The organism is Novosphingobium profundi (genome assembly GCF_018491765.1).
Classification (GTDB): domain Bacteria; phylum Pseudomonadota; class Alphaproteobacteria; order Sphingomonadales; family Sphingomonadaceae; genus Novosphingobium; species Novosphingobium profundi.
In genome coordinates, this window is record NZ_JABWCU010000005.1 from 212,537 (window position 1) to 234,483 (window position 21,947).

The following is a 21,947-nucleotide window of genomic DNA, read 5'->3' on the forward strand; positions in this document are numbered from 1 at the left end:
CACGATATTTCTTCAAGGACACGACGATCCCATGACCACCGCCCGCTGGGAGAGCCTCTCCGCGCTCGCCAAGCCCACGCTCGCCACGCTTTTCGCCCAGGATGAGGCCCGCGCAGCGCGCTATTCCACCTTGTTCGAGGTCGGGGCAGGGAGCGAGATACTCTTCGATTGGTCGAAGACGCATCTCGACGACGCGCACATCGCCGCGTTCGAGGCGCTGGCGCAGGAGATGGCCTTCGCCAGCCAGCGCGGCGCCCTGTTTTCGGGACAGGTCGTCAATCCCACCGAGGGCCGCGCGGCCGAACATACCGCGCAGCGCTTCGTGGGAAGCCCGGTGGCCGTCGCCCGCGCGCGCGAGGACCATGGCCGCATGGAAGCGCTGGTCAAGGCGATCCACGCGGGCGAGCACGGCGAGGTGCGTCACCTCATCCACATCGGCATCGGTGGCTCGGCGCTCGGCCCGGCGCTGGTGGTCGACGCGCTGGCGCGCAAGGACGCGAAGCTCGACGTCCATGTCGTGGCCAACATCGATGGCTGTGCGCTGGAAGCGGCGCTGGCCAAGTGCGACCCGGCGACGACGATGCTGGCGGTCGCCTCCAAGACCTTCACCACGATCGAGACCCTGACCAACGCCGAAAGCGCACTTGCCTGGTTGCAGGCGGCGGGTGTCGCCAACCCGCGCGAGCGGGTGGTGGCGCTGACGGCGGCACCGGAAAAGGCGCAAGGCTGGGGTGTCGAGGAGGGGCGCATCCTCTCCTTCCCCGAAAGCGTGGGCGGGCGCTACTCGCTGTGGTCGACGATCGGCTTCCCGATTGCGGCGGCGCTGGGCTGGGACGGCTTTGCCGCCCTGCTCGAAGGCGCGGCGGCGATGGACCGGCATTTCCGCGACACCGAGGGCGCGGCCAATCTGCCCCTGCGCGCGGCCTTCGCCGACCTCTATTACGCGCGCCTGCGCGGTTGCCAGACCCGCGCGGTCTTCGCCTATGACGAGCGCATGGCCCTGCTGCCCGACTATCTCCAGCAGCTCGAGATGGAATCGAACGGCAAGAGCGTGACGGCCGAGGGCGCGCCGCTCGAGGGGCCCTCGGCGCCGATCACCTGGGGCGGGGTGGGCACCGACGCGCAGCATGCGGTGTTCCAGCTCCTCCACCAGGGCACCAACCTGGTACCGGTCGACTTCATCGCCGCGATCGCGCCGGGCGATGCGCTCGACCCCGCGCACCACCGCATCCTCCTTTCGAACTGCTTCGCGCAAGGCGCCGCGCTCATGGCCGGGCAGGCGAGCGAGGACGGGGCGCGTGCCTATCCGGGCGATCGTCCCTCGGCGACGATCCTGCTCGACGCGCTCACCCCGGCGAGCCTCGGCGCGCTGATCGCCTTCCACGAGCACCGCACGTTCGCCAGCGCGGTACTTCTGGGGATCAATCCCTTCGACCAATTCGGCGTCGAACTGGGCAAGGCCATTGCCAAGCGCATCGAAGCGGGTAACGCCAGCTTCGATGCTTCGACGCAGGCGCTGCTCGAGCGCGCGAAGATCGCCTGAGGCAAAGGGGGAAATGACGGTGATGGTGGGACAGGTCATGAGGATCGTGCGCGGGCTTCTGGGCGGCGCGGCGCTCGGCGCGGTGGGAATGACGGCGGCCGGGGCGGCGACGGTGGTCAGTCCCGCTCCCGCCACGTTGCCCCAGGTGATGCCCGCGCCCGTTGCGATGGAGCTGAAGGGCGACACGTTGCAGGCGGGCACGAGCGCGCGGCTGGTGCTTGCCGGCGATGTCGACAAGGAAACCCAGCGCATCGTGCGCGAGAGCCTGGCGAAGCTCGGCATCACCCGCGTGCGCACTTCGGGCCGTTTCTCGATCGACAGCGGGGAAACCCAGGTCGTGCTCGGCACCGCAGGCGAACGGCAGCTTGAACGTGCACTCACCGCCGCCGGTGGAACGATGACCGACAAGCGCGAGGGCTATGCGCTCGCGACGGCGCAGGGGCCCAAGGCGATGGCGATCATCGCGCTGGGCGGGGCTGACGCGGATGGGCTCTACTACGCGGCGCAGACCTTCTCGCAGCTCGCCGCGCGCGGCACGCTGCCCGCGCTGTCGATCACCGACTATCCCGCGATGGCGGTGCGCGGCACGATCGAGGGCTTTTATGGCGCGCCCTGGTCGTTCCGCGATCGCTTGGCGCACCTCGCCTTCCTGGGGCAGCTGAAGGCCAACACCTACATCTACAGCCCCAAGGACGATCCTTATGCGCGCGACAAATGGCGCGAGGCCTATCCGGCGGACCAGCGTGCGGACTTGCGCGCGCTGATCGAGGCGGCGGGCACCAGCCACGTGCGCTTCACGTATGCGATCTCGCCCGGGCTCTCGATCTGCTACACCAACCCGGACGACATCGAAGCGCTCGAGCGCAAGTTCGAGAGTTTCGCCAAGGAGGGCGTCCGTGCCTTCTACATCGCCTACGACGACATTCCCTACGACAAGTGGAACTGCGAGGGCGACAAGGCGCGCTTCGGGGAACCGGGAGCCGAGGCGGCAGGCAAGGCGCAGGCCTGGCTGACCAACACCATCTTCGCCTGGGAAAAGGCGCATATCGGCAAGGATGCCGAACTGATGATCGTGCCCACCGAGTACTATGACGCGAAGGAGAGCCCCTACAAGACCGCGCTCCAGGCGGTCGATCCCGGCGTCTTCGTGCAGTGGACCGGGACCGACGTGGTGCCTCCCTCGATCGCGCAGCGCGACGCCAAGGCGGCGATGAAGGCCTTCGGGCGCAAGACGTTGCTCTGGGACAACTACCCGGTCAACGACTACGGCGAATCGACCGGACGTCTGCTCATGGCTCCCTATCGCGAGCGCGAGGCGGGGCTTTCGGAGGACCTCAGCGGTATCCTTGCCAATCCCATGAACCAGGAGGCGGCGAGCCGCGTGGCGGTGACCGGCAGCGCCGCGTTCAGCTGGAACGATCGCGACTACGATCCCGAGGCGACCTCGCTGTTCGCCGCGCGACGCCTCGCCAACGACGATGGCGAGGCGACGCTCGCGCTGCTCATGCTGTTCGACCTGGAGAACCTGGCGCCCACTTTCGGCAGCCAGCCCTGGCAACCCCAGGCGCCGGCTCTCAAGACCGAACTCGACTGGGTGCGCGACGCGCTGGCGGTGGGCGATGCGGCCACGCGCGCCCAGGCGCAAGTCCGCCTCGCCGCGCTGGCGCAGCGCATGGCGGCCGCGCCCGGCCTCATTCGGGCGAAGGTGACCGACGCGGGCTTCCTCGAAGAGACCGCGCCCTGGCTCGAGGCAATGGCGCTCTGGGCCAAGGCGCTGCAGGAGACGAGTGCGGGGCTCGACGCCGCACTCGCGCGCGATCCCTCGGCTTCGGTCCACTTCGCCCAGGCGCGCCTTGCCAGCAGCGATGCGGCGGCAATCCAGACGCTGCCGGGAACGACCCGGCCGCAAGGGGCGATCCGACTGGGTGACGGTGTGCTCGACCGTTTCATTGCTGATGCACCCAAGTTCGTCTACGTCGCGGGCATGCGCGTGGCGGGGACGAACGCGGCCAATTGAACTGATCTTGGAAGAGGAAATGACGATGTCCCTGTTCGGCGCGATCGAGGCGGGTGGAACGAAGTTCGTCTGCGCCATCGGCAATTCGCGCGAGGGTTCGCTGCGCACCGCGACGATCCCGACGCGCGCTCCCGAGGCCACGTTCGCCGATGTCGCTGCCTTCTTCTGCGAAGCGGGCGAACTGGGGCCGCTGTCGGGTATTGGAGTTGGCAGCTTCGGCCCGGTGCGGGTCGATCCCGAGGCGGCGGACTTCGGCACGATCCTGCGCACACCCAAGCCCGGCTGGGAGGGGTTCAACGTGCTTGATGGCTTGCGCGCCTTCACCGATGTGCCGCTTGCCCTCGACACCGACGTCAACACCGCCGCGCTGGCCGAGGCGGCGCTGGCCGGGCCCGGGATCCGGCACCTTGCCTATGTGACGGTCGGCACCGGGATCGGCGTGGGCATCGTGCAGCACGGACGTACGCTGCAGGGCTTTGCACATCCCGAAATGGGCCATATCCTCGTGCGCCGTCATCCGCTGCACGGCGATTTTCCGGGGCACTGCCCGTTCCACGGCGATTGCCTCGAAGGCCTGGCGGCAGGTCCGGCGGTCGCGCGGGCCTGGGACCTCACGCCCTCGCAGATCGCCGAGGACCACCCGTTCTGGGAGGTCGAGGCGGACTACCTCGCGCAGCTGTGCATGACCCTGTTCCTGACCACCGCGCCCGACCGCATCGTGTTCGGCGGGGGCGTGATGAAACAGGAGCGCCTGTTCCCCAGGATCCGCGCGCGCACGCTGGAACTGCTTGCGGGCTATCTCCAGGGCGCGGACACGCTTGCGGCACTCGAGACGCGGATCGTGCCCCCGGCCAGCGTCGAGCCTTCGGGGCTGATCGGGGCCTATCACCTCATCGAGAACGCGCTTCGACGAGGTTGAGCGCGCGCCGGAGCGGCGGGTGCAAGAAGACCAAAGGCGACCAACGTTCGCGGGGCCGGGATGCGGCGGGGATACGAGGCGAGGCCTCCCGTTTCGCTGATCGTGCGCAGGCCCCTTGCGATTTTCGCATTCCGGCAATTGCCATGCTTGTGATACCAATATAGGTCATTACCCCGGCCGCTGGCGGCTGGGGGACAAGAAGGAATGGCATGTCGTTCGTAGACCGGGTTGGTGCGCTCTCCAAAGACGATCCCGCGCCGCTTTATCTGCAGTTGCAGAAGCTTATTCGCGACGCGATTTCGACGGGGATTCTCGAGCAGAACGAGATGATCCCGCCCGAACGCGACCTGGCGACATTCTACTCGGTCTCGCGCATCACCGTGCGCAAGACCATCGGCGGGCTCGTCGAGGAAGGCCTGCTCACGCGTCGGCGTGGTTCGGGGACCTTCGTCGCCTCCACCCGTGTCGAGAAGAATTTCTCCAAGCTGACCTCGTTCAGCGAGGACATGGTTGCGCGCGGCAAGCGTCCGTCGAGCAAGTGGGTCTCGCGCACGTCGGGCACGGTCAATTCGGACGAGGCGATGGCGCTGGGGCTCGCGCCCGGCAGCACCGTGCACCGTTTCACGCGCATCCGCTTCGCCGACGAGGCTCCGCTCGCGCTCGAGTTCTCGACGATCCCGGGCTATTGCATGGACGATCCCGAAGCGATCGGGGAATCGCTCTACGAGGCGCTCGCAAGGGGTGGAAACCGGCCCGTCCGCGCGCTCCAGCGCCTGCGCGCGGTGCCCTTCGGGGCGGAATACGCCAAGCTCCTCGACGTCGACACCGGGCACGCCGGCTTCCTGATCGAGCGCCACGGCTTCAAGGCGGATGGCCGCGTCGTGGAGTTCACCCGATCCTACTACCGGGGCGACATCTACGATTTCGTCTCCGAACTGATTGACCCCAACTGACCGTTTCGCGCCGCGGGGGCTGACCCTGGCGCCCACTTCGTTACCATGGTTTCGGAACCCCGGCGCGCATTCATGCGTCTCGATGGGGGTGACGGTCACTGGACGAGACGGGGAAGGGGCGGCGATGAAGCGCGGATCGAGATGGGCATGGCGGTGCGGAATACTGGCCGCCTGCCTGCTGGCGACACCCCTGGCCCCGGCTGGTGCACGCGCCGGATCGGCGGCCGACGAGGTCGCCTCGCCGGCGCGGGTCTATGGCGATCTCTACCGCGCGGTCGAACGCGCGCGGGTCTTTCCCGACAGCAAAACCTTTGCCGACATGGTGCCCCGCGCCGCGCCCGAGGCGATCCTCGCCGAATTCCGCCGCGAGAAGCCGCAGGGGCGTGACGCTTTGGCCGCCTTCGTCGCGGCGCACTTTCACAGCGCGGATGAAAAGCCCGCGAAGCGCCCGTCGATGCGCGCACATATCCGCCAGCTCTGGCCACTGCTCGCGCGCCCGCCGATGGCCGCCGAGCCCGGCTCCTCGCGGCTCGGGCTCGACAGCGCCTATGTCGTGGCGGGCGGGCGCTTCCAGGAAATGTATTACTGGGATAGCTACTTCACGATGCTGGGGCTCAAGGCCGACGGCCAGCACGCGCTGGTGGAATCGATGCTGGCCAGTTTCGCCGGACTCGTCGAGCGCTACGGCCACGTCCCCAATGGGACGCGCAGCTATTACCTCACGCGCTCGCAACCGCCGTTCCTGGCGCTGATGATGGACCTCTCGGACGCGCGCGATCCGGTGGTGCTACGCCGTCGGCTCGACGCCCTGCGCCGCGAATACGCCTACTGGATGGCGGGCGCGGATTGCCTTGGTGCGGACGGGGCCTGCCAGCACGTCGTGCGCATGCCGGACGGGAGCCTGCTCAACCGCTACTGGGATGCGTCTGACACGCCGCGCGACGAAGCCTATGTCGAGGACGAGGAAACCGCGCGGGCGGCCTCGGCGCGGGTTGCGGCGCACGTCTACCGCGACTTGCGCGCGGGCGCCGAGAGCGGATGGGACTACAGTTCGCGCTGGCTTGGCGATGGCCGCACGCTGGCGACGATCCGCACCACGCAGATCGTGCCGGTCGATCTCAACAGCCTGCTGTGGAACCTCGAGACGAGCATCGCCCGGCGTTGCAAGGCGGCCGGTGACGAGGGCTGTGCAGCCGATTTCACCGGGCTTGCGGCAAGGCGCAAGGCGGCGATCGAACGGTACCTGTGGTCCCCCGCCGAGCAGCGCTTCGCCGATTGGGACCGCGCTGCGAAGGCGCCGACCGCGGCGATCAGCGCGGCGGCGCTCTACCCGCTCTTCGTGGGGCTCGCCAGTGCGGAGGAGGCCCGGGCGAGCGCGCGGCTGGCCCGCAAGGACCTGCTCGCCCCGGGGGGCTTGCGCACCACTACGGTCGCGACCGGGCAGCAATGGGACGAGCCCAACGGCTGGGCGCCGCTGGCGTGGATCGCGGTCACCGGGTTCGATCGCTATGGAGACACGGCGCTTTCCGACACGATCGCGCGGCGCTGGGTGACGACGGTTTCGACCTTCTACGCCTGCACCGGACGCATGGTGGAGAAGTACGACGTCGATGCGGGCAAGGCCGGAGGCGGGGGCGAGTACCCGGTGCAGGACGGTTTTGGCTGGACCAACGGCGTTACCCGCGCGCTGCTCGACCGAGCGGGGATGGAGGAGGCTGTGGTCGCTTCCTGCCCCAGCGGCTCCTGAAACGATACGGGGCGCGCCTTGCGGGCACGTCCCGTATCGATTTTGCGCAAGGGGATGCGCGGATCAGACGACCGGCTTGCCCTCGGCCTTCACCACTTCGCCGCCCTTCATCACGAAATCCATGTTCTCGAGCAGGGTGACGTCGGCGAAGGGATCGCCCTTGACCGCGACGAGGTCGGCGTAGCGTCCGGGCTGGACCGAACCGACCTTGTCGCTCGCGCCGAGCAGGTCGGCGGCGTTGACGGTAGCGGCGCGGATCGCGTCGCGCGGCGTCATCCCGGCCTTGACGAGAAGTGCGAATTCCTTGGCGTTGGTGCCGTGGGGGGCGAGGCTCTGGTCGGTGCCGAAGGCGATCTTCACGCCCGCGCGGTAGGCCCGGCCCAGGTTGCTCATCACGATCGGGCCGACCTGCAGCGCCTTGGCCGCCGCCGAGGGGTTGAGCGTCTCGGGGTGGGTCTTGGCGATCTGGACGACGGTCTCGGCGACGAGCAGCGTGGGCACGAGGTAGGTGCCGTGCGCCTTCATCACCTTGTCGGTCTCGGCATCGCCGAAGGAGCCGTGCTCGATCGAATCGACGCCGAGTTCGGCCGCGTGGAGGATCGCGGTCTTGCCGTGCGCGTGCGCGGCGACCTTGATGCCCAGACCATGCGCGGTGTCGACCACCGCCTTGATCTCCTCGTCGGTCATGGTCTGGTGGTTGGGGTCATCGCCGATCGAGAGCACGCCGCCGCTCGGCATGATCTTGATGAGATCGACGCCGTCGCGCTGCATCGCGCGCACGGTCCGGCGTGCATCGTCGCCGCCGTCGATGACCCGGCCCTCGGAGTGGAAGTCGAGCTCGGGGCTCATGCCGTTCTGCGGGTCGCCGTGGCCGCCGGTAGGGCCGAGCGGATAGCCCGAGACCCACATGCGCGGGCCTTCGACCTCGCCCTTGGCGATGGCCTTCTTGAGGCCGACGATGACCTTGGTTTCCGAGCCGACGTCGCGGATCGTGGTGAAGCCGGCCTCGAGCGTGGCGCGCGCGTGCGGCACGCCCTGGAAGGCGACGTCGATGCTGGTTTTCTGCGCGCGCTCGGCCACCGGGTTGCCGCCGTCGTAGCCCGACAGGATGTGGTCGTGCGTGTCGATGAGGCCGGGCAGCACGGTGTCGGCGGACAGGTCGATCACTTCGGCGCCCGCGGGGGTGACGAAGCCGTCCTCGACGGAGACGATCTTGTCGTCGTGGATGAGGATCGAGACTTTCGTGCGGGTGGTAGTGCCGTCGAACAGCGTACCGGCGTGGACGACCGCGTCGCGGGCGAGGGCTGCCTGGCCGAGCGGCGCGAAGGCGAGTGCGACGAAGGGGAGGGCGCGAAGCAGCGAGGTGCGCATGGGGGAGGCTCCGGATTTCGGGAAAAAAAGGGGGGGGGGGGAGAGGCAGGCCCTGATCAGGCCCGCCTCTCGTCAGCAAGGTCAGAAGTTGTGGCGCAGGTTCACGCCGATCGTGCGCGGCGTGGCGCTGGTCACCAGCGTACGTCCTTGCGCGATGGCGCTCGAACTGGCGCGGGTGATTGCGGTGGCGTCGAACAGGTTGGTGACGAAGAGGTAGGCGCCCCATTCCTTGCCGGGCCCTTCGACGCCGACGCGCGCGTTCACCAGCTCATACGAATCGACCTCGCGGGCATAGGCATACGTGTGCCGGAAGTCCGACCACGAGCGGCCGACGTAGTTGAAGTCGACGCGCGCCATGGCGCCCAGGGTATCCGAGAGCGCCCAGTCGTACTGCGCCGAGGCCCCGCCCATCCATTTGGCGACATAGGGGATACGATCACCCTTGAGGCCCGAGGTGGCGGTGACGCCGGTGTTCTGGTCCTCGGCAAGGGTGGCGTCGGTGTAGGTGACGTTCCCCTGCAGCGAGAGGCCTTCGACGGGCATCGCGTTGAGTTCGGCCTCGATGCCCTTGACCGTCGCCTTGCCGGCGTTGCCCAGGTACGAGAACGCGCCGTTGGGCGTGCGCAGCGTGATCTGCATGTCGCTCCAGTCGATCCAGTAGGCATCGATGTTGAAGAGCACCGCGCGGTTGAACCAGCTGGTCTTGAAGCCCGCCTCGTAGTTCCACAAGCTGTCCGAGTTGTAGGCGGTGAGCGCCGCGTCGAGGCCCAAGACCTGGTTGGCACCGCCGGGGCGATACCCTTGCGCGGCTTCGGCGTAGAACATGAGATCGGGGGTGATCTCGTAGGAGCCGTTGAAGCGGAACACCCAGCCGTTCTCGTTCGAGTTGACCTCGGTTGCGGGGGTGATCTTGGCCCCTACCAGGATCGAGGCAACGTCGGTGTAGCCGACGATGTCCTTCTTGTAGTGGAAGTAGCGCGCGCCGCCGGTCAGCTGGAAGCCTGCGAAGGGGTGCACGGTCACTTCGCCGTAACCCGCCAGCTGGGTCAGCGTGTCGTCGATGTGGCGACCGGTGTCGACCTCGAGCGGGCGGATGATCTCGCCCGTCGTTGCATCGGTGTTCACCTGGGGGTTCCACACGGCGATGTTGCGGTTCGACCAGAAGCCGCCGACCGTCCAGTCGATGAGGCCCTTGGTGTTCGAGCTGAGGCGCAGTTCGCCGGTCCAGGCGTCCATTTCCTGCTGCGGGTAGAGCACCGAGTAGGACTGGTAGTCGACGAGGTCGTAGTAGTCGGAAAGCTGGTCCGCCGAGCACGCGCTGCCGCCGCCGACGAGCGTGGCGCAGCGCGAGGTGGTACGCTGGGCCTGGATGTAGCGCGAGACGTCGCTGGCGGTGTCGAGCTGGCGGTGCATGTAGGAGCCCGAGGCGACGAGCGTGGCGAAGTCGAATTCGTAGTTCGAGGTCAGCGAGTAGAGCTGGGTGTCATCCTTCACCGGCTGGCGCGCGTAGGCATCGGAATTGTACGTGCCCGCATCGAGCGTCCAGCTGGTGGTGTCGGTCTCGGCATGGTTGACGAAGGCCGAGACGTCGAAGGTCCAGCGATCCGACGGTTTCATGCGCAGGGTGAAGCGCCCGCCGTAGCTTTCCAGGCTGTTGATGTCGTCGATGCCGAGCGCGGTGTTGTCGATGTAGCCGTCCTGGTGGCGGTAGAAGCCGACCACGCGCAAGGCCACCTTGTCGGTGGCGAGCGGCAGGTTGACCATCGCGCTGGCGTCGTAGTTCCAGCCGCCCTCGTGCGTGTTCGAGAGATTGGCGTCGATCGCGCTGGCGTACGTCGTGAGGTCGGGCTTCTTGTAGATGACGCGCAGCGTGCCGCCCATCGAACCCGCGCCGTAGAGCGTGCCCTGGGGCCCGCGCAGGACCTCGACGCGCTCGACGTCGAACAGCTTGAGTTCGGGCGTCGAACCGCCCGCATCGTTGCTGGCGCCGATCATGCCGGTCACCGGGGTCTCGTCGTAATAGGTGCCGATCATCGGCTCGCCCGCGCCCTGGATGCCGCGGATGACGACGCGACGCTGCGAGGGGCCTCCGTCGACGAAGCTGAGGCCGGGCGTGGTGGCGGCAAGGTCGGCGATGCTCTGGACGCCCGAATTGGCCATCGTCTCGCCGGTGACCGCCGAGATCGAGATCGGCGTTTCCTGGATCGAGGTGGCGCGCTTGAGCGCGGTCACCACGATGTCGGCACCGATCACCGTGGGCTGGGTGTCCTCGGCGCCTTGCGCATGCGCCTGCGAGGCCAGCGCGAGCGTCGACAGCCCGGTTGCCGCGAGCAGGCCGGCCAGCTTGCCCGATGCCGTACGCGAATTTCGATTCAATTTGGTCTTCGTGAACACGTATTACCCCCTGAACTTCGTCGCCCGCACTTCGTATGGTGCACGCGCGAGAACCTTGCCGCAGCGCACGGCTGCGCCGTCGCCTTCCACGCGCCTGCTCCTTCCCATTTTCGGTGCTCGTCCCGAGCGCGGATTTGCCCCCGCTGCGCCGGTAACCGGACCCTCATGCATGTCTTTTTTCGCAACCGACCGTGGATCGGTTCGTCCCGAGCGTCAACAGGATATTCTGTATATCCCGGGCAATGTCGTGCTTAAAAATCCGATTGGTGAGAATATGCGCAATAAATTTGCGAAAATTGCCAAATCGTCTCACGAAATGGCCGGTCCGGGCCGAATTCGTTCCGATTTTGCGGGCGATGCGCCGAGCGCAGCCTCCAAGATGCGAGAAAGCGGAACAAAAATGGTTGCGCGTCGGCCCTCGAGCCGGAAGGATGGGGCAATTGGGCAGTCGGACCGGACAAGGGGTTCGTGCCCCGCATCCACGCGGGGCGGCGGTCGCGTGCTGCTCCAGACAGGAGGCTTCATGATCAGCAGGAAACAGGTCGGGGCGCTGTGCGCCCTGCTGTTGTGCACGGCAGCACGCGTGCAGGCGCAACCAGGTGGCGCGCAGCCCATGGACGGCGAGTACGCCGCCGCCGTCAAGTCCTGGACGACCAAGCCCGAGTTCATGAGCCCGCTCGTCGACCATCTGCCGGTCTCGAGCACGATCCCCTCGCCCAAGCAGGTCCTGGGCAAGCACATCGGCGCGCCCGACACGCTGCATTATTACGAGCAGATCGTAGGCTATTACCGCGCGCTGGCCGCCGCCGCGCCCGACCGGGTCAAGATCGTCGAGATCGGCAAGACCGAGGAAGGCCGCGAGAACGTGATCGTGATGATCTCGTCGGCGAAGAACATGGCCGGGCTCGAAGCGAACCGGGAAAACCTGGCGAAGCTGGCCGACCCGCGCGGGCTTTCGGCCGAAAATGCCGCCTCGCTGATCGCCGGGACCACGCCGATCTACCATATCTCGGCAGGGCTCCACAGCGCCGAGACCGGACCGCCCGAGATGCTGATGGAGCTGGCCTATCGCCTTCTTGCCGACGAGGGCGAGACCTTCCAGCGCATCCGCGACAACGTGATCGTCTCGCTCAGTCCGGTGCTCGAGGCCGATGGGCGTGATCGCTACGTCGACTGGTACTACCGCAACCTCGTCGACGAGCGCGACGACCAGACCAAGCCGGGTGGCCCGCCCTACTGGGGCAAGTACATCTACCATGACAACAATCGCGACATTAACCTGTCCGACACCAGCGCGCAGGAACTGATGAAGTGGTACCTGCACTGGCACCCGCCGATCATGCATGAACTGCACGAATCGGTGCCCTTCCTCTACACCTATTCGGGCATGGCGCCGCAGAACCCGGACCTCGATCCGCTGCTCTTCGCCGAACTGCCGTGGTTCTCCAACTTCGAGATGGCGCAGCTGACCAAGTACGGGATGCCGGGCGTCTGGACCCACGGCTACGTCGACGCCTGGACGCCGGGATACCTGGCCTTCATGTCCTCGAACCACAACGGCATGCTGCGCATGTACGAGACCTTCGGCAATGCGGGCGCAACGACGATGTTCCGCCACGTCGCCCCCGATCCGGCCTCGGGTCTCGGACGCGACCAGACCTCGCGCGAATGGTACCGCCCCAATCCTCCCTACAAGGAGGTGATGTGGTCGATGCGCAACAACACCAACTACATGGAAAGCGCGATCATCTCCGCGCTCGACATGACCTCGCGCTTCCCCCGGGTGATCCTCGAGAACTTCTACAAAAAAAGCGCGGACGCGGTGTCCAAGGGCACGAACGAGGCACCCTACGGCTTTGTCATCCCGGCGGGGCAGGCCGATCCTTCGCGCGTCAAGTTCGTGACCGACATCCTGCAACTGCAGGGCATCGAGATCGGCGCCGCGAAACAGGCGGTGAAACTGAAGGAAGGGACCTATCCGGCCGGTTCGCTCGTCGTGAAGCTCGACCAGCCCTATGGGCGTCTCGCCAAGATCCTGCTGCGCAAGCAGGACAACTACCCTGACGAGAAGCTGGGCACGTATGACGATGCGGCCTGGACGATGGGCCTGATGGCGCACGCGAACATCGTCGAGAGCGCCGACAAGGCTCTTCTGGACGTGCCCACCACCAGGATCGAGAGCTATACGCCGGCAGGCGCGATCTCCGGATCGGGCGCAAAGGCCTATGCCGTGCTCGACGAGGGTTCGGTGAACATGGCCAGCTTGCGCTACAAGCTGGCGGGTATCGAGGGCATCACCATCGTCGAGGCGCCGTTCAAGGCGGGCGGGACCACGGTCCCGGCGGGCTCGTTCCTGGTGCCGGGCAGCGCTTACGCGACGCTGAAGCCGCTGGTCGAGAGCCTCGCGCTCACGGCGGTGGGGGTCAGCGATCCGGGCAAGGCCAAAGTCCACGCCAGCGCGCTGCCCCGCCTTGGCGTGTTCAGCACCTGGGGCGCGACGCAGGACGTGGGCTGGCTGCGCTACGCGCTCGACAAGCAGGGTGTGGACTACGACCTCGTGTTCAAGGAGCGGGTGCGGCAGGGCAACCTCAAGGCTGATTTCGACGTGATCATCCTGCCCCAACAGGCAAAGTCGGCGAAGGACATCGTCTTCGACATTCCCAAGACCGGAAAGCCGCTGCCCTACACCAAGACCGACCAGTACCGCTTCCTGGGTGATTACGGCTCCTCGCCCGACATCCGCGGCGGCATGGGCCTTGAAGGCCTTGCCGAGCTCAAGAAGTTCGTCGATGCGGGCGGCACGCTCATCACCACCGGGCGCGCGAGCGAGGTACCCGTCGACTACGGGTTCCTGAGCGAGATCGGCAGCAAGGAGCCGGCCAAGGGCTTCTACGCGCCGGGGCCGATCGTGAAGGCCAAAGTGGTCAAGCCCGAAAGCCCCGTCTTCTATGGCTATGGGGGCGACCTGAAGGACGGTGTGATGCCGGTGCGCTGGGCCCAGGACACAACCTACTACGTGCCCGAGCGGCTCAAGGGCGAAGTCCTGATGCGCTTCCCCGGCGGGGGCAAGGACAGTGTGCTCAGCGGCTTCATCCGCGACGGCGACAAGCTCAAGGACAGCCCGGCGATCATCAACGCGCCGGTGGGCGAGGGCCGCGTGCTGATGTTCGCCACCAATCCGATCTGGCGCTGGCAGAACTGGGGCGAGTTCCGCATGCTCTACAACGCGGTGCTCAATTGGAAGGAGCTGGGCATGACCGACGAGGCGCCGCCCGCGCCGCCCGAAGTGCCCGCCGCGCAGCAATAGTGCGGGGGTGGGGCATGACGGTCCTGCGCGCAGCACCCGCGTCGCAGCAGCGCCGCCGCGGGGCCGGTCAGCTCCAGTCGGGAAGCGGGTCGCGCTGGAACAGGCGCTCCTGCACCATCGCGATTGCGCCGAGAGGGTGGAGCTCCAGATCATCGCAGCGCACGGCCACGGGGAAATCCGCACCCAGGAAGGGCAGCAGGTTGGCCGTGAGTGCGGCGTGGAAGGCGGGCCCTGACAGCTCGATCCAGGCCTCGTGCTCGACGATCACGGTCGCACCGTCGGGGTTCGAGATATTGGCCATGTTGGCGAGCGCCAGGCCCAGTGCGGTGCCCGCCTGTTCGAACAGCGCGGTGGCTGCGCCGTCGCCCTTCCGCGCACGCGCGGCAAGGGCCTCGAACCGCCCGAGGATGTCGGCATGGCCGGTGACCGGCTCGTGCACGCTGTCCGCGTCGCGCGACACGATCCCCCACAGCGAGGCGACCAGGCACAGGCACCCCGTGCCGCCACAGGGGCAATCGAGCCCGGCGGCGATGCTCGACTTGACGTGCCCGAACTCGGGATTGATGCCCCGCCCGCCGTTCTGGATGGTGCCTTCCCAGGTGTTGGAAAGACCGATCCCGAGGCCGATCTGGATGAAATGGCGCTTCCCGATCGCTTCCTCGGGTACGCGCCAGCATTCGCTGCGCGCGATCAGGTTCGCGTCGTTGTCGATGAACACCGGGATGGCGAGGCGGCTTTCGAGCATGGCCTGGAGCGGGACCGGATGGGGGCGGCCGGGGGGCAGCCAGTGCAGAATTCCCGCGGCCGAGGCGACTGTACCGAACATGCCGATCCCGGCCGCGCAGGGGCGCGCGAGGTTCCAGTTGGTGGCCGCGACGGCCCGGCGAAGGCAGTCGGCCAGCGCGTCGGCGAGCGCTTCGCCTTCAAGGGCCGAGGCTAGGGGGTAGTGTTCGGTGTGCAGTGCCTCGCCCAAAAGGTTGGTGATCTGCACGTCGACCACCCCGTTCGGGCGCAGCAGCATGCCGGCCAGCGTCGCGGCCTGGGCGTTGATCGACAGCGCCATGCGGGGGCGACCGCGTCCTTCGGTCGCTTCGCGGACCTCCTGGAGGATGCCGTGGTCGACGAGTTCGCGGGTGATGTTGGAGATCGACCCCGCCGAGAGGCCGGTCGTCTCCACCAGTTCCACGCGCGAGATCGTACCGGCCCTGCGAACGCTGTTGATGACGTGGAAGCGACTGTTGAACGGTTGGGGGCTCAAGTGGGCAGGTATCCGGCTTCGCGATTGTGGGACGAATTTCGTTCTGGCATGTTTGCCCGAACGCGACAATCCTGAGCAGCGCTTGCCCCGCAATAATTTTCATGCCATGAATTAAAAATTGAGACAGTGCACTGAACAAGCTGGGGATTGAGGTATGCTTCGTCGTAGTTCGATTGCCGCGATGGCCGTGATGGCATCGCTGGCGCTTTCCAATGCCGCCTGCGCGCAAGGGACGGGGGCGCAGGTCACGGTCGCCGATGGGCGCCTGGAGGGCACGCAGGCGGACGGCGTACTGGCCTGGAAGGGCATTCCCTTCGCGGCCGCGCCGATCGGCGACTTGCGCTGGCGCGCGCCGCAGCCGGCCACGCCCTGGAGCGGGGTGCGCGATGCCTCGCAATATGGCCACGACTGCATGCAGGTGCCTTTTCCCAGCGACGCCGCACCGCTCGGCACGCCGCCGGCCGAGGACTGCCTCTATCTCAACGTGTGGAAGCCGGCCGGGGCCAAGGGGCCGCTGCCGGTCCTGGTGTGGATCTACGGCGGCGGCTTCGTCAACGGCGGCGCCTCGCCGCCGACCTATTCGGGCGCAAACCTGGCCAAGCAGGGCATCATGGTGGTCAGCTTCAACTACCGCGTCGGACGCTTCGGCACGTTCGCGCACCCTGCGCTGACGAAGGCCGACGAGGACGAGGGCTTGCTCGGCAACTACGGCTATCTCGACCAGATCGCGGCGCTCAAATGGGTGAAGGCCAATATCGCCGCCTTCGGGGGCGACCCCGCGCAGGTGACGATCGCGGGCGAATCCGCCGGCGGCATGTCGGTCAACACGCTGCTGACCTCGCCGCTTTCGCAAGGGCTGTTTGCCCGCGCGGTGGTGATGTCGGGTGGCAACGGTTCGGGGATGGGCCCGGCCACGCTGACGACGAGCGAGCAAGTCGGTATCGCCTTTGCCAAGAGCAAGGGCATCGCCCCCGACGATCCCGCGGCGCTGGCCAAGCTGCGCGCGCTGAGCGCCGAGCAGGTCACCGACGGGCTCAACATGATGGCACTGTTTACGCCGGGCGAGCGCACGTTTTCGGGACCGTTCCCCGATGGACGCATCGCGGTGGACGCGCTTTCCGCGTTCAAGGCGGGCGATTTCGCCAAAGTCCCGTTGATGATCGGCGCGACCAGCGCGGACATGGGGGGCAAGACCGGCTTCATGGTCGCGGGCGCGCGCCAGGTGGCGGGCGTCGTCGCCGGGCAGGGCGTCCCGGTCTACGAATACCGCTTCTCCTACGTCGCGGATTCGGTGGGCAAGCCGGGCGCACAGCACGCGACCGACATTCCCTTCTTCTTCGATACCACCGCGATCAAGTACGGCGAGGAAACCAGCAAGCGTGACCTCGCGATGGGCAAGGCGATGAGCGGCTATCTCGTCAACTTCACCCGCACGGGCGATCCCAACGGCAAGGGCCTGCCCACCTGGCCGCGCTATGCGAAGGCCAGTGATACGCTGGTGGACTTCACCGAGACCGGCAAGGTGCTCGCGCTCAAGGACCCCTGGGGTGCGGAGATCGACGCGGCGGCGGCGAAGCAGGCGTCGCGCTGAGCAAAAAAGGGAGGGGCGGACCCAGCGGTCCGCCCCTCAGGCATTCACCACTGCTCAGGTGATCTCTATGGGCAGGTGCCGGGTGCGCCGCGCTCGGCGGCCACGATGGCGTTGGGGATGAGGGCATCGTCCCAGTCGACGTCCATCGCGCCCGTGCGCACGATCACGAGGTCGGCGCTGCGCGCGATGTAGACACGTTCACCGCCAAAGCCGTCGAGGTAGATCATGTCGGGCGCGAGGAATGGCTGCGAATGGTGCGCTGCGAAGGCGACGTGGGGTCCGTAGGAGCGCGTGGTCCCGGGCGGCGAGCCGAGCCAGACAAGCCAGCCGTAGTTGGGATTGCGCGGACTTGGCGTGGTCATCGCGTCGATCCACGCGGCGGGGACGAGGCGCTTGCCCTGCCATTCGCCCCGGTCCTTGATCAGCACGCCGATGCGCAGCCAGTCGCGCGCGGTGGCGTAGATCGAGGGGGTGGCGTGGCCCTTGTCGTCGCCCGCGAAGAAGGCGTCGCCTGCGCCGAGCGGCTGCCACAGACGCTGCGAGACGAAGCGCGCGAAAGGCTCGCCGGTCGCGCGCTGGATGGCCTCGATCAGCAGCGTGACGTTGAGTGTGTAGTAGTCGAATTCCTGCCCTGCGGGCGTCGTCGCGGCCAGGGCGAGCGCATTGGCGACGGCGTCGTTCCCGCCCATCAGCGCCGCTCCGCCGCCGCCGGTCGGCGCGCCGTGGTCGAGGCCGCTGGTCATTTCGAGCAGATCGCGAAAGGTGATCGCACGGTGTGCGCTGTCGCGCCATTCGGTGAGGACTTGCGCGACCGGCGTGTCGACCGAGGCGATCTTGCCCTCGGCAATCGCGACGCCCAGCGCCAGGGCGACCACGGTCTTGGCCATCGAGGCCGACCAGCTGCGCGAACGCGCATCGTGGGGCGGGAAATCGTGCGCCAGCTCGAGGTGGTCGCGATGCCAGACGAGCAGGCTGTCCGAACCGGTCTTTGCGGCATAGGCGATCGCGGCGCAGAAATGCTGCGAGGCTTCCTGGCGCGCGGCGGCATCCACAATCGGCAGTCCGGCGGACGTGGTGGCGCCCGTCAGGCCGACGAGCGTGGGATAGCCGGTCACGCGCCGCGCGGCATCGGGCGGGGGCAGGGAAGCTTCGATTTCGGTCGCGGCCTGCCCATGCGCTGCGCTGGCGAGGCCGAGCGCGAGTATCGGTGCCAGGGCGCGCAGACGCGGCTTGGCGCGTGGCCGGTCGCGGGGCGTTCGATGGACGATGCGCAAGTTCATGCCGTTCCTGTCTCGCTCCGGCGGCAAGGTCCTTGCCGGCCTCACCGGGATGCCGCCATGCCGGAGGCGGGTGCGACCCTATCGGGAGGGACGGACGGAAACAGCCTGGTCCTGCACCGCGCTCGCGTGGCGAACACGAGGCGCGCGCCCGTTCAGGCGACGAGGGTGCCCGGCAGGCGCACCTGGGCGCTGAGGCCGCCGCCGGCACGCGGCGTGATGACGAGGCGCGCACCGAAGGTCTCGGTCTGCGCACGCGCGATGCACAGGCCGATGCCGGTACCACCCGAACTGCGCGAGAGGCGACTGAACGGCTGGAGGGCGACCTCGATTTCCTCGGCGGTCATGCCCGGGCCCCGATCCTCGACCGCGATGACGAGGTCCTCTCCCTCGCGAAAGCAGCTCAGCTCGGCGGCGCCGGCATACTTGATCGCGTTGTCGGCAAGGTTGCCCAGGCACCGCGAGAGCGCCACCGGCTTGACCCGGGCGAGGGCCTGGCAACCCCGGGTAAAGCGCACATCGCGACCCAGCTCTTCGGCGTCTTCGGCAAGGCTGGAGAGAATCGAATCGACATCGATCACCGACCAGGGCTCGCGCGATTCGCTGGAACTGGCGAGGTCGAGACCCTCGCGCACCATGCGCAAGGTGGCCGAAAGATCGTCGATCAGCCTTTCGCGCAAGGCCTCGGGCTCGACCTGCTCGAGCCGCAGGCGCAGGCGGGTCAGCGGGGTCTGCAGGTCGTGGGTGATCGAGGCAAGGATCTGCGTGCGCTCGCGCAGCGCCTCGCGCACCCGGCTCTGCATGATGTTGAAGGTTTCGAGCGCGGCCCGGACTTCGCTGGGGCCGGTGACGGGGATCGGCTCGATGTCGGCGACCAGCGAGAAGGTGCGCGCGGCCCGCTCCATCCGGCGCAGGGGCGCGGTGGCGACGCGCGCGGCGAAGATGCCGAGCAGGGCGCCGGCCAGTACGATGAGTTCGAGATAGGGCGGGCCGAACAGGACGCCGACCGGACGCTCGGGCAGGAGGTCTATGGCGAAACGGTGTTTGAGACCGTTCGCGCCGGTGGCCTCGACGAACCAGCAGTCGGGAAACGAGGCGCGCGACATGCCCGCCGCGGTGTCGTGCCCGAACGCATCCTGGAAGCAGATGCGTGACGGCATGCGCCGGATCGCGACGTGGCGGCCTGTGTCGAGACGCGCCTGGACGAAGCTGCCGAGCGCGGGGTCGGGCTGGGTCATCGTCCAGTTGGCGGGGGTCGCGTGGGCGCCGAGAATGCCGTGGTCCGTGAGCTGGCGTTCTAGCTCGCGTGGGTCGCGGTGAAGGCGTCCGAGTATGTCGACCACGCTCTTGGCGGCCTGCTCCTTCTGGATGTCGTGGAACTGGTGTTCGCGCAGTGTGTCCATGGCGAGCAGCGCGATGAGTGCGGAGACCGCCATGCCGATTGCGAGCAGGACGGCCAGACGACCGGCGAGCGAGCCGGCGATGGCGGAAACCCGGGCGGAAAGGCGCTGCATGGGGGGGCGGCCCGGGCTCTGCTTCATTCGAATTCCACCGGACCGGGCAGGATGTAGCCCTCGTTGCGCACGGTCAGGATCAGGTCCTCGCCTCCCGGCACGCCGGCCAGCTTCTGGCGCAGGCGGCTGACACGGATGTCGATGGTCCGGTCGTAGGCGACCGTCGCGCTGCGCTCGGGGGCCAGCTCCTCGCGTGAGAGAACGCGGTTGGCGGCGTCGAGGAACTGCGAGAGCAGGCGGTATTCGGCCGAGGACAGCATGACCAGGCGTTCGTCGTCGGTGACGAGGCGGCGGTGGTTGAGGTCGAGCCGCCAGGGGCCGAAGCGGGCAAAGCGCGCGGCGCGCGGGATGCCTCCGTCGATCAGGCGCGAGCGGCGCAGGAGATTGCGCACGCGCGCCAGCAGCTCGCGCGGCTCGAAGGGCTTGGCGAGGTAGTCGTCGGCCCCCAGTTCGAGCCCGAGCACGCGGTCGAGCGCGGAATTGCGCGCGGTCACCATCATGATCGCGCCCTGAAAGCCTTCCGCGCGCAGCGACTTGCACACTTCCACGCCGTCGCCGTCGGGCAAGTTGAGGTCGAGGATGACGAGGTCCGCATCGAGCGTGTCGAGCGTCTCGCGCAGCGCCGCAACGCTGCCCACGGCGGTGATCCGCAAGCGCTCGCGGTTGAGCTGTGCGGTGATGAGTTCGCGAATGTCGGCATCGTCCTCGACGACGACGACCTGCCGCCAGGGATGCTCAGGGTTCGTGCTCATGATGTGCGGCATAGGTTCGCTCTGGCTGCAAGTCTGCCCATTGTTACACGATGAAACATTCCGCAACCCCGGGCAACTTGACGATACCTCCCGTTCCTTGCCGAACAATGCTGCACCGCACACTTAGCGCCCCAAATCGCGAATTCGTACAGGAGTGTCCCGGGTGCGTTCCACCTACCGAAATCTTGCCGCTGCCACCGCCCTTTGCCTGGTGACGGTCTCGCTTGCCGGATGCGGGCAGCAGACCCAGCAACGCGCGCAGCAGACCCCCGAGGTCGGTGTCGTCACGCTCAGGAGCGAGCCGGTGACGCTCACCTCCGAACTGACCGGCCGCGTGGCCGCGACCGCCGTCGCCGAAGTGCGCCCCCAGGTCGCCGGGATCATCATGGCGCGGCTGTTCCAGGAAGGCTCGATCGTGAAGCAGGGCCAGGCGCTCTACCAGATCGATCCGCGCCTCTACAGCGCCGACCTCGACACCGCGCGTGCGCAGCTCGAGAGCGCGAAGGCCGATCTTGCGACGGCACAGGCCAAGGCCAAGCGCTACGCGGCGCTGGGCGATTCCGACGCGGTGAGCGCGCAGGACCGCGACGACATCAAGGCCAGTGCCCGCGCGGCGCTGGCCAGCGTCCACCAGTACGAGGCGGCGACCCGCACCGCGCAAGTGAACCTGGGCTTCACCAAGGTCTACGCGCCGATCACCGGGCGCATCGGGCGCTCCGCCTACACCAAGGGCGCGTTGGTCTCGGCCAGCCAGGACGATGCGCTGGCGACGATCCAGCAACTCGACCCGGTCTACGTCGACATCACCCAGTCCTCGGCCGACCTCCTGCGCCTGCGCAAGGCGCTGGCCAAGGGCGATCTCCTGCCGACCAGCGCCAGCGTCAAGCTGGAGCTGGAAGACGGCACCGAATACCCCCAGGCCGGCACCGTCGAATTCAGCGAGGTGAGCGTCGATCCCGAAGCGGGCACGGTGACGATCCGCGCGCGCTTCCCCAATCCCGACAATCTCCTGCTTCCCGGCATGTTCGTGCGCGTGAAGACCCCGCAGGGCACCATGCCCAACGGGTTGCTGGTCCCGCAGCAGGCGGTCAGCCGCGACGACAAGGGCAACGCGGTCGTGCTGGTGGTCGGCAAGGACAACAAGGTCGAGAGCCGCACCGTCAACGCCGCGCAGGCGATCGGCGACAAGTGGCTGGTCACCTCGGGTCTCAAGGCGGGCGAGCGCGTCGTCGTGGAGGGCACCGACAAGGTGAGCGCCGGGGCCAGCGTCAAGGCCACCGAAGTGAAGCTGGACAACTGATCCC

At 67.7% G+C, this 21,947-nt stretch carries 14 protein-coding genes; 8 read left to right on the forward strand and 6 right to left on the reverse strand.

Annotated elements, in window-relative coordinates:
- The first annotated feature begins 31 nt into the window (after positions 1-31).
- The 5 genes from pgi to treF all read left to right on the forward strand — a co-directional run bounded on the left by pgi (position 32) and on the right by treF (position 7,179).
- Positions 32-1,543, forward strand: coding sequence for a glucose-6-phosphate isomerase (pgi, locus tag HT136_RS06205; protein ID WP_214198697.1), 1,512 nt, complete (start codon positions 32-34; stop codon positions 1,541-1,543).
- Between the two features lie 13 nt (positions 1,544-1,556).
- A complete protein-coding gene (locus HT136_RS06210) occupies positions 1,557-3,560 on the forward strand; it encodes a glycoside hydrolase family 84 protein (protein WP_246543398.1) in 2,004 nt (667 codons plus the stop codon).
- A 19-nt stretch (positions 3,561-3,579) separates the two neighbouring features.
- Positions 3,580-4,479, forward strand: coding sequence for an ROK family protein (locus tag HT136_RS06215; RefSeq protein WP_214198698.1), 900 nt, complete (start codon positions 3,580-3,582; stop codon positions 4,477-4,479).
- Positions 4,480-4,688: 209 nt separating this feature from the next.
- A complete protein-coding gene (locus tag HT136_RS06220; RefSeq protein WP_214198699.1) occupies positions 4,689-5,432 on the forward strand; it encodes a GntR family transcriptional regulator in 744 nt (247 codons plus the stop codon).
- Between the two features lie 124 nt (positions 5,433-5,556).
- Complete coding sequence (gene treF, locus HT136_RS06225) at positions 5,557-7,179, forward strand: alpha,alpha-trehalase TreF (protein ID WP_214198700.1); 1,623 nt, start codon at positions 5,557-5,559, stop codon at positions 7,177-7,179.
- A 63-nt stretch (positions 7,180-7,242) separates the two neighbouring features.
- Here treF and HT136_RS06230 read toward each other — a convergent pair whose 3' ends face one another.
- Both HT136_RS06230 and HT136_RS06235 read right to left on the reverse strand, forming a co-directional pair.
- The gene (locus HT136_RS06230; RefSeq protein WP_214198701.1) at positions 7,243-8,550 is read right to left on the reverse strand and encodes a metal-dependent hydrolase family protein; all 1,308 of its coding nucleotides are present in this window, start codon (positions 8,548-8,550) and stop codon (positions 7,243-7,245) included.
- 81 nt (positions 8,551-8,631) lie between these two features.
- The gene (locus HT136_RS06235; RefSeq protein ID WP_214198702.1) at positions 8,632-10,926 is read right to left on the reverse strand and encodes a TonB-dependent receptor; all 2,295 of its coding nucleotides are present in this window, start codon (positions 10,924-10,926) and stop codon (positions 8,632-8,634) included.
- 541 nt (positions 10,927-11,467) lie between these two features.
- Here HT136_RS06235 and HT136_RS06240 point away from each other — a divergent pair.
- Positions 11,468-14,251, forward strand: a complete 2,784-nt coding sequence (locus HT136_RS06240; RefSeq protein ID WP_214198703.1) for a M14 family zinc carboxypeptidase — start codon at positions 11,468-11,470, stop codon at positions 14,249-14,251.
- 67 nt (positions 14,252-14,318) lie between these two features.
- On the opposite strand, the gene HT136_RS06245 is transcribed toward HT136_RS06240, so the two are convergent.
- The gene (locus HT136_RS06245; RefSeq protein WP_214198704.1) at positions 14,319-15,509 is read right to left on the reverse strand and encodes an ROK family transcriptional regulator; all 1,191 of its coding nucleotides are present in this window, start codon (positions 15,507-15,509) and stop codon (positions 14,319-14,321) included.
- A 154-nt stretch (positions 15,510-15,663) separates the two neighbouring features.
- Here HT136_RS06245 and HT136_RS06250 point away from each other — a divergent pair, with 154 nt between their 5' ends.
- Positions 15,664-17,100, forward strand: coding sequence for a carboxylesterase/lipase family protein (locus tag HT136_RS06250; protein ID WP_214198705.1), 1,437 nt, complete (start codon positions 15,664-15,666; stop codon positions 17,098-17,100).
- Between the two features lie 65 nt (positions 17,101-17,165).
- On the opposite strand, the gene HT136_RS06255 is transcribed toward HT136_RS06250, so the two are convergent.
- The 3 genes from HT136_RS06255 to HT136_RS06265 all read right to left on the reverse strand — a co-directional run bounded on the left by HT136_RS06255 (position 17,166) and on the right by HT136_RS06265 (position 20,643).
- Positions 17,166-18,380, reverse strand: coding sequence for a serine hydrolase domain-containing protein (locus tag HT136_RS06255; RefSeq protein ID WP_214198706.1), 1,215 nt, complete (start codon positions 18,378-18,380; stop codon positions 17,166-17,168).
- A 152-nt stretch (positions 18,381-18,532) separates the two neighbouring features.
- Positions 18,533-19,918 (reverse strand): ATP-binding protein, encoded by a 1,386-nt coding sequence (locus HT136_RS06260; RefSeq protein ID WP_246543399.1) that lies wholly within the window; start codon positions 19,916-19,918, stop codon positions 18,533-18,535.
- Positions 19,915-20,643, reverse strand: coding sequence for a response regulator transcription factor (locus HT136_RS06265; RefSeq protein WP_214198707.1), 729 nt, complete (start codon positions 20,641-20,643; stop codon positions 19,915-19,917). The genes HT136_RS06260 and HT136_RS06265 overlap by 4 nt, the downstream gene beginning before the upstream one ends.
- Before the next feature lie 163 nt (positions 20,644-20,806).
- Between HT136_RS06265 and HT136_RS06270 the strand changes: the two genes are divergently transcribed.
- Positions 20,807-21,943, forward strand: coding sequence for an efflux RND transporter periplasmic adaptor subunit (locus HT136_RS06270; RefSeq protein WP_214198708.1), 1,137 nt, complete (start codon positions 20,807-20,809; stop codon positions 21,941-21,943).
- The last annotated feature ends 4 nt before the right edge of the window (positions 21,944-21,947 follow it).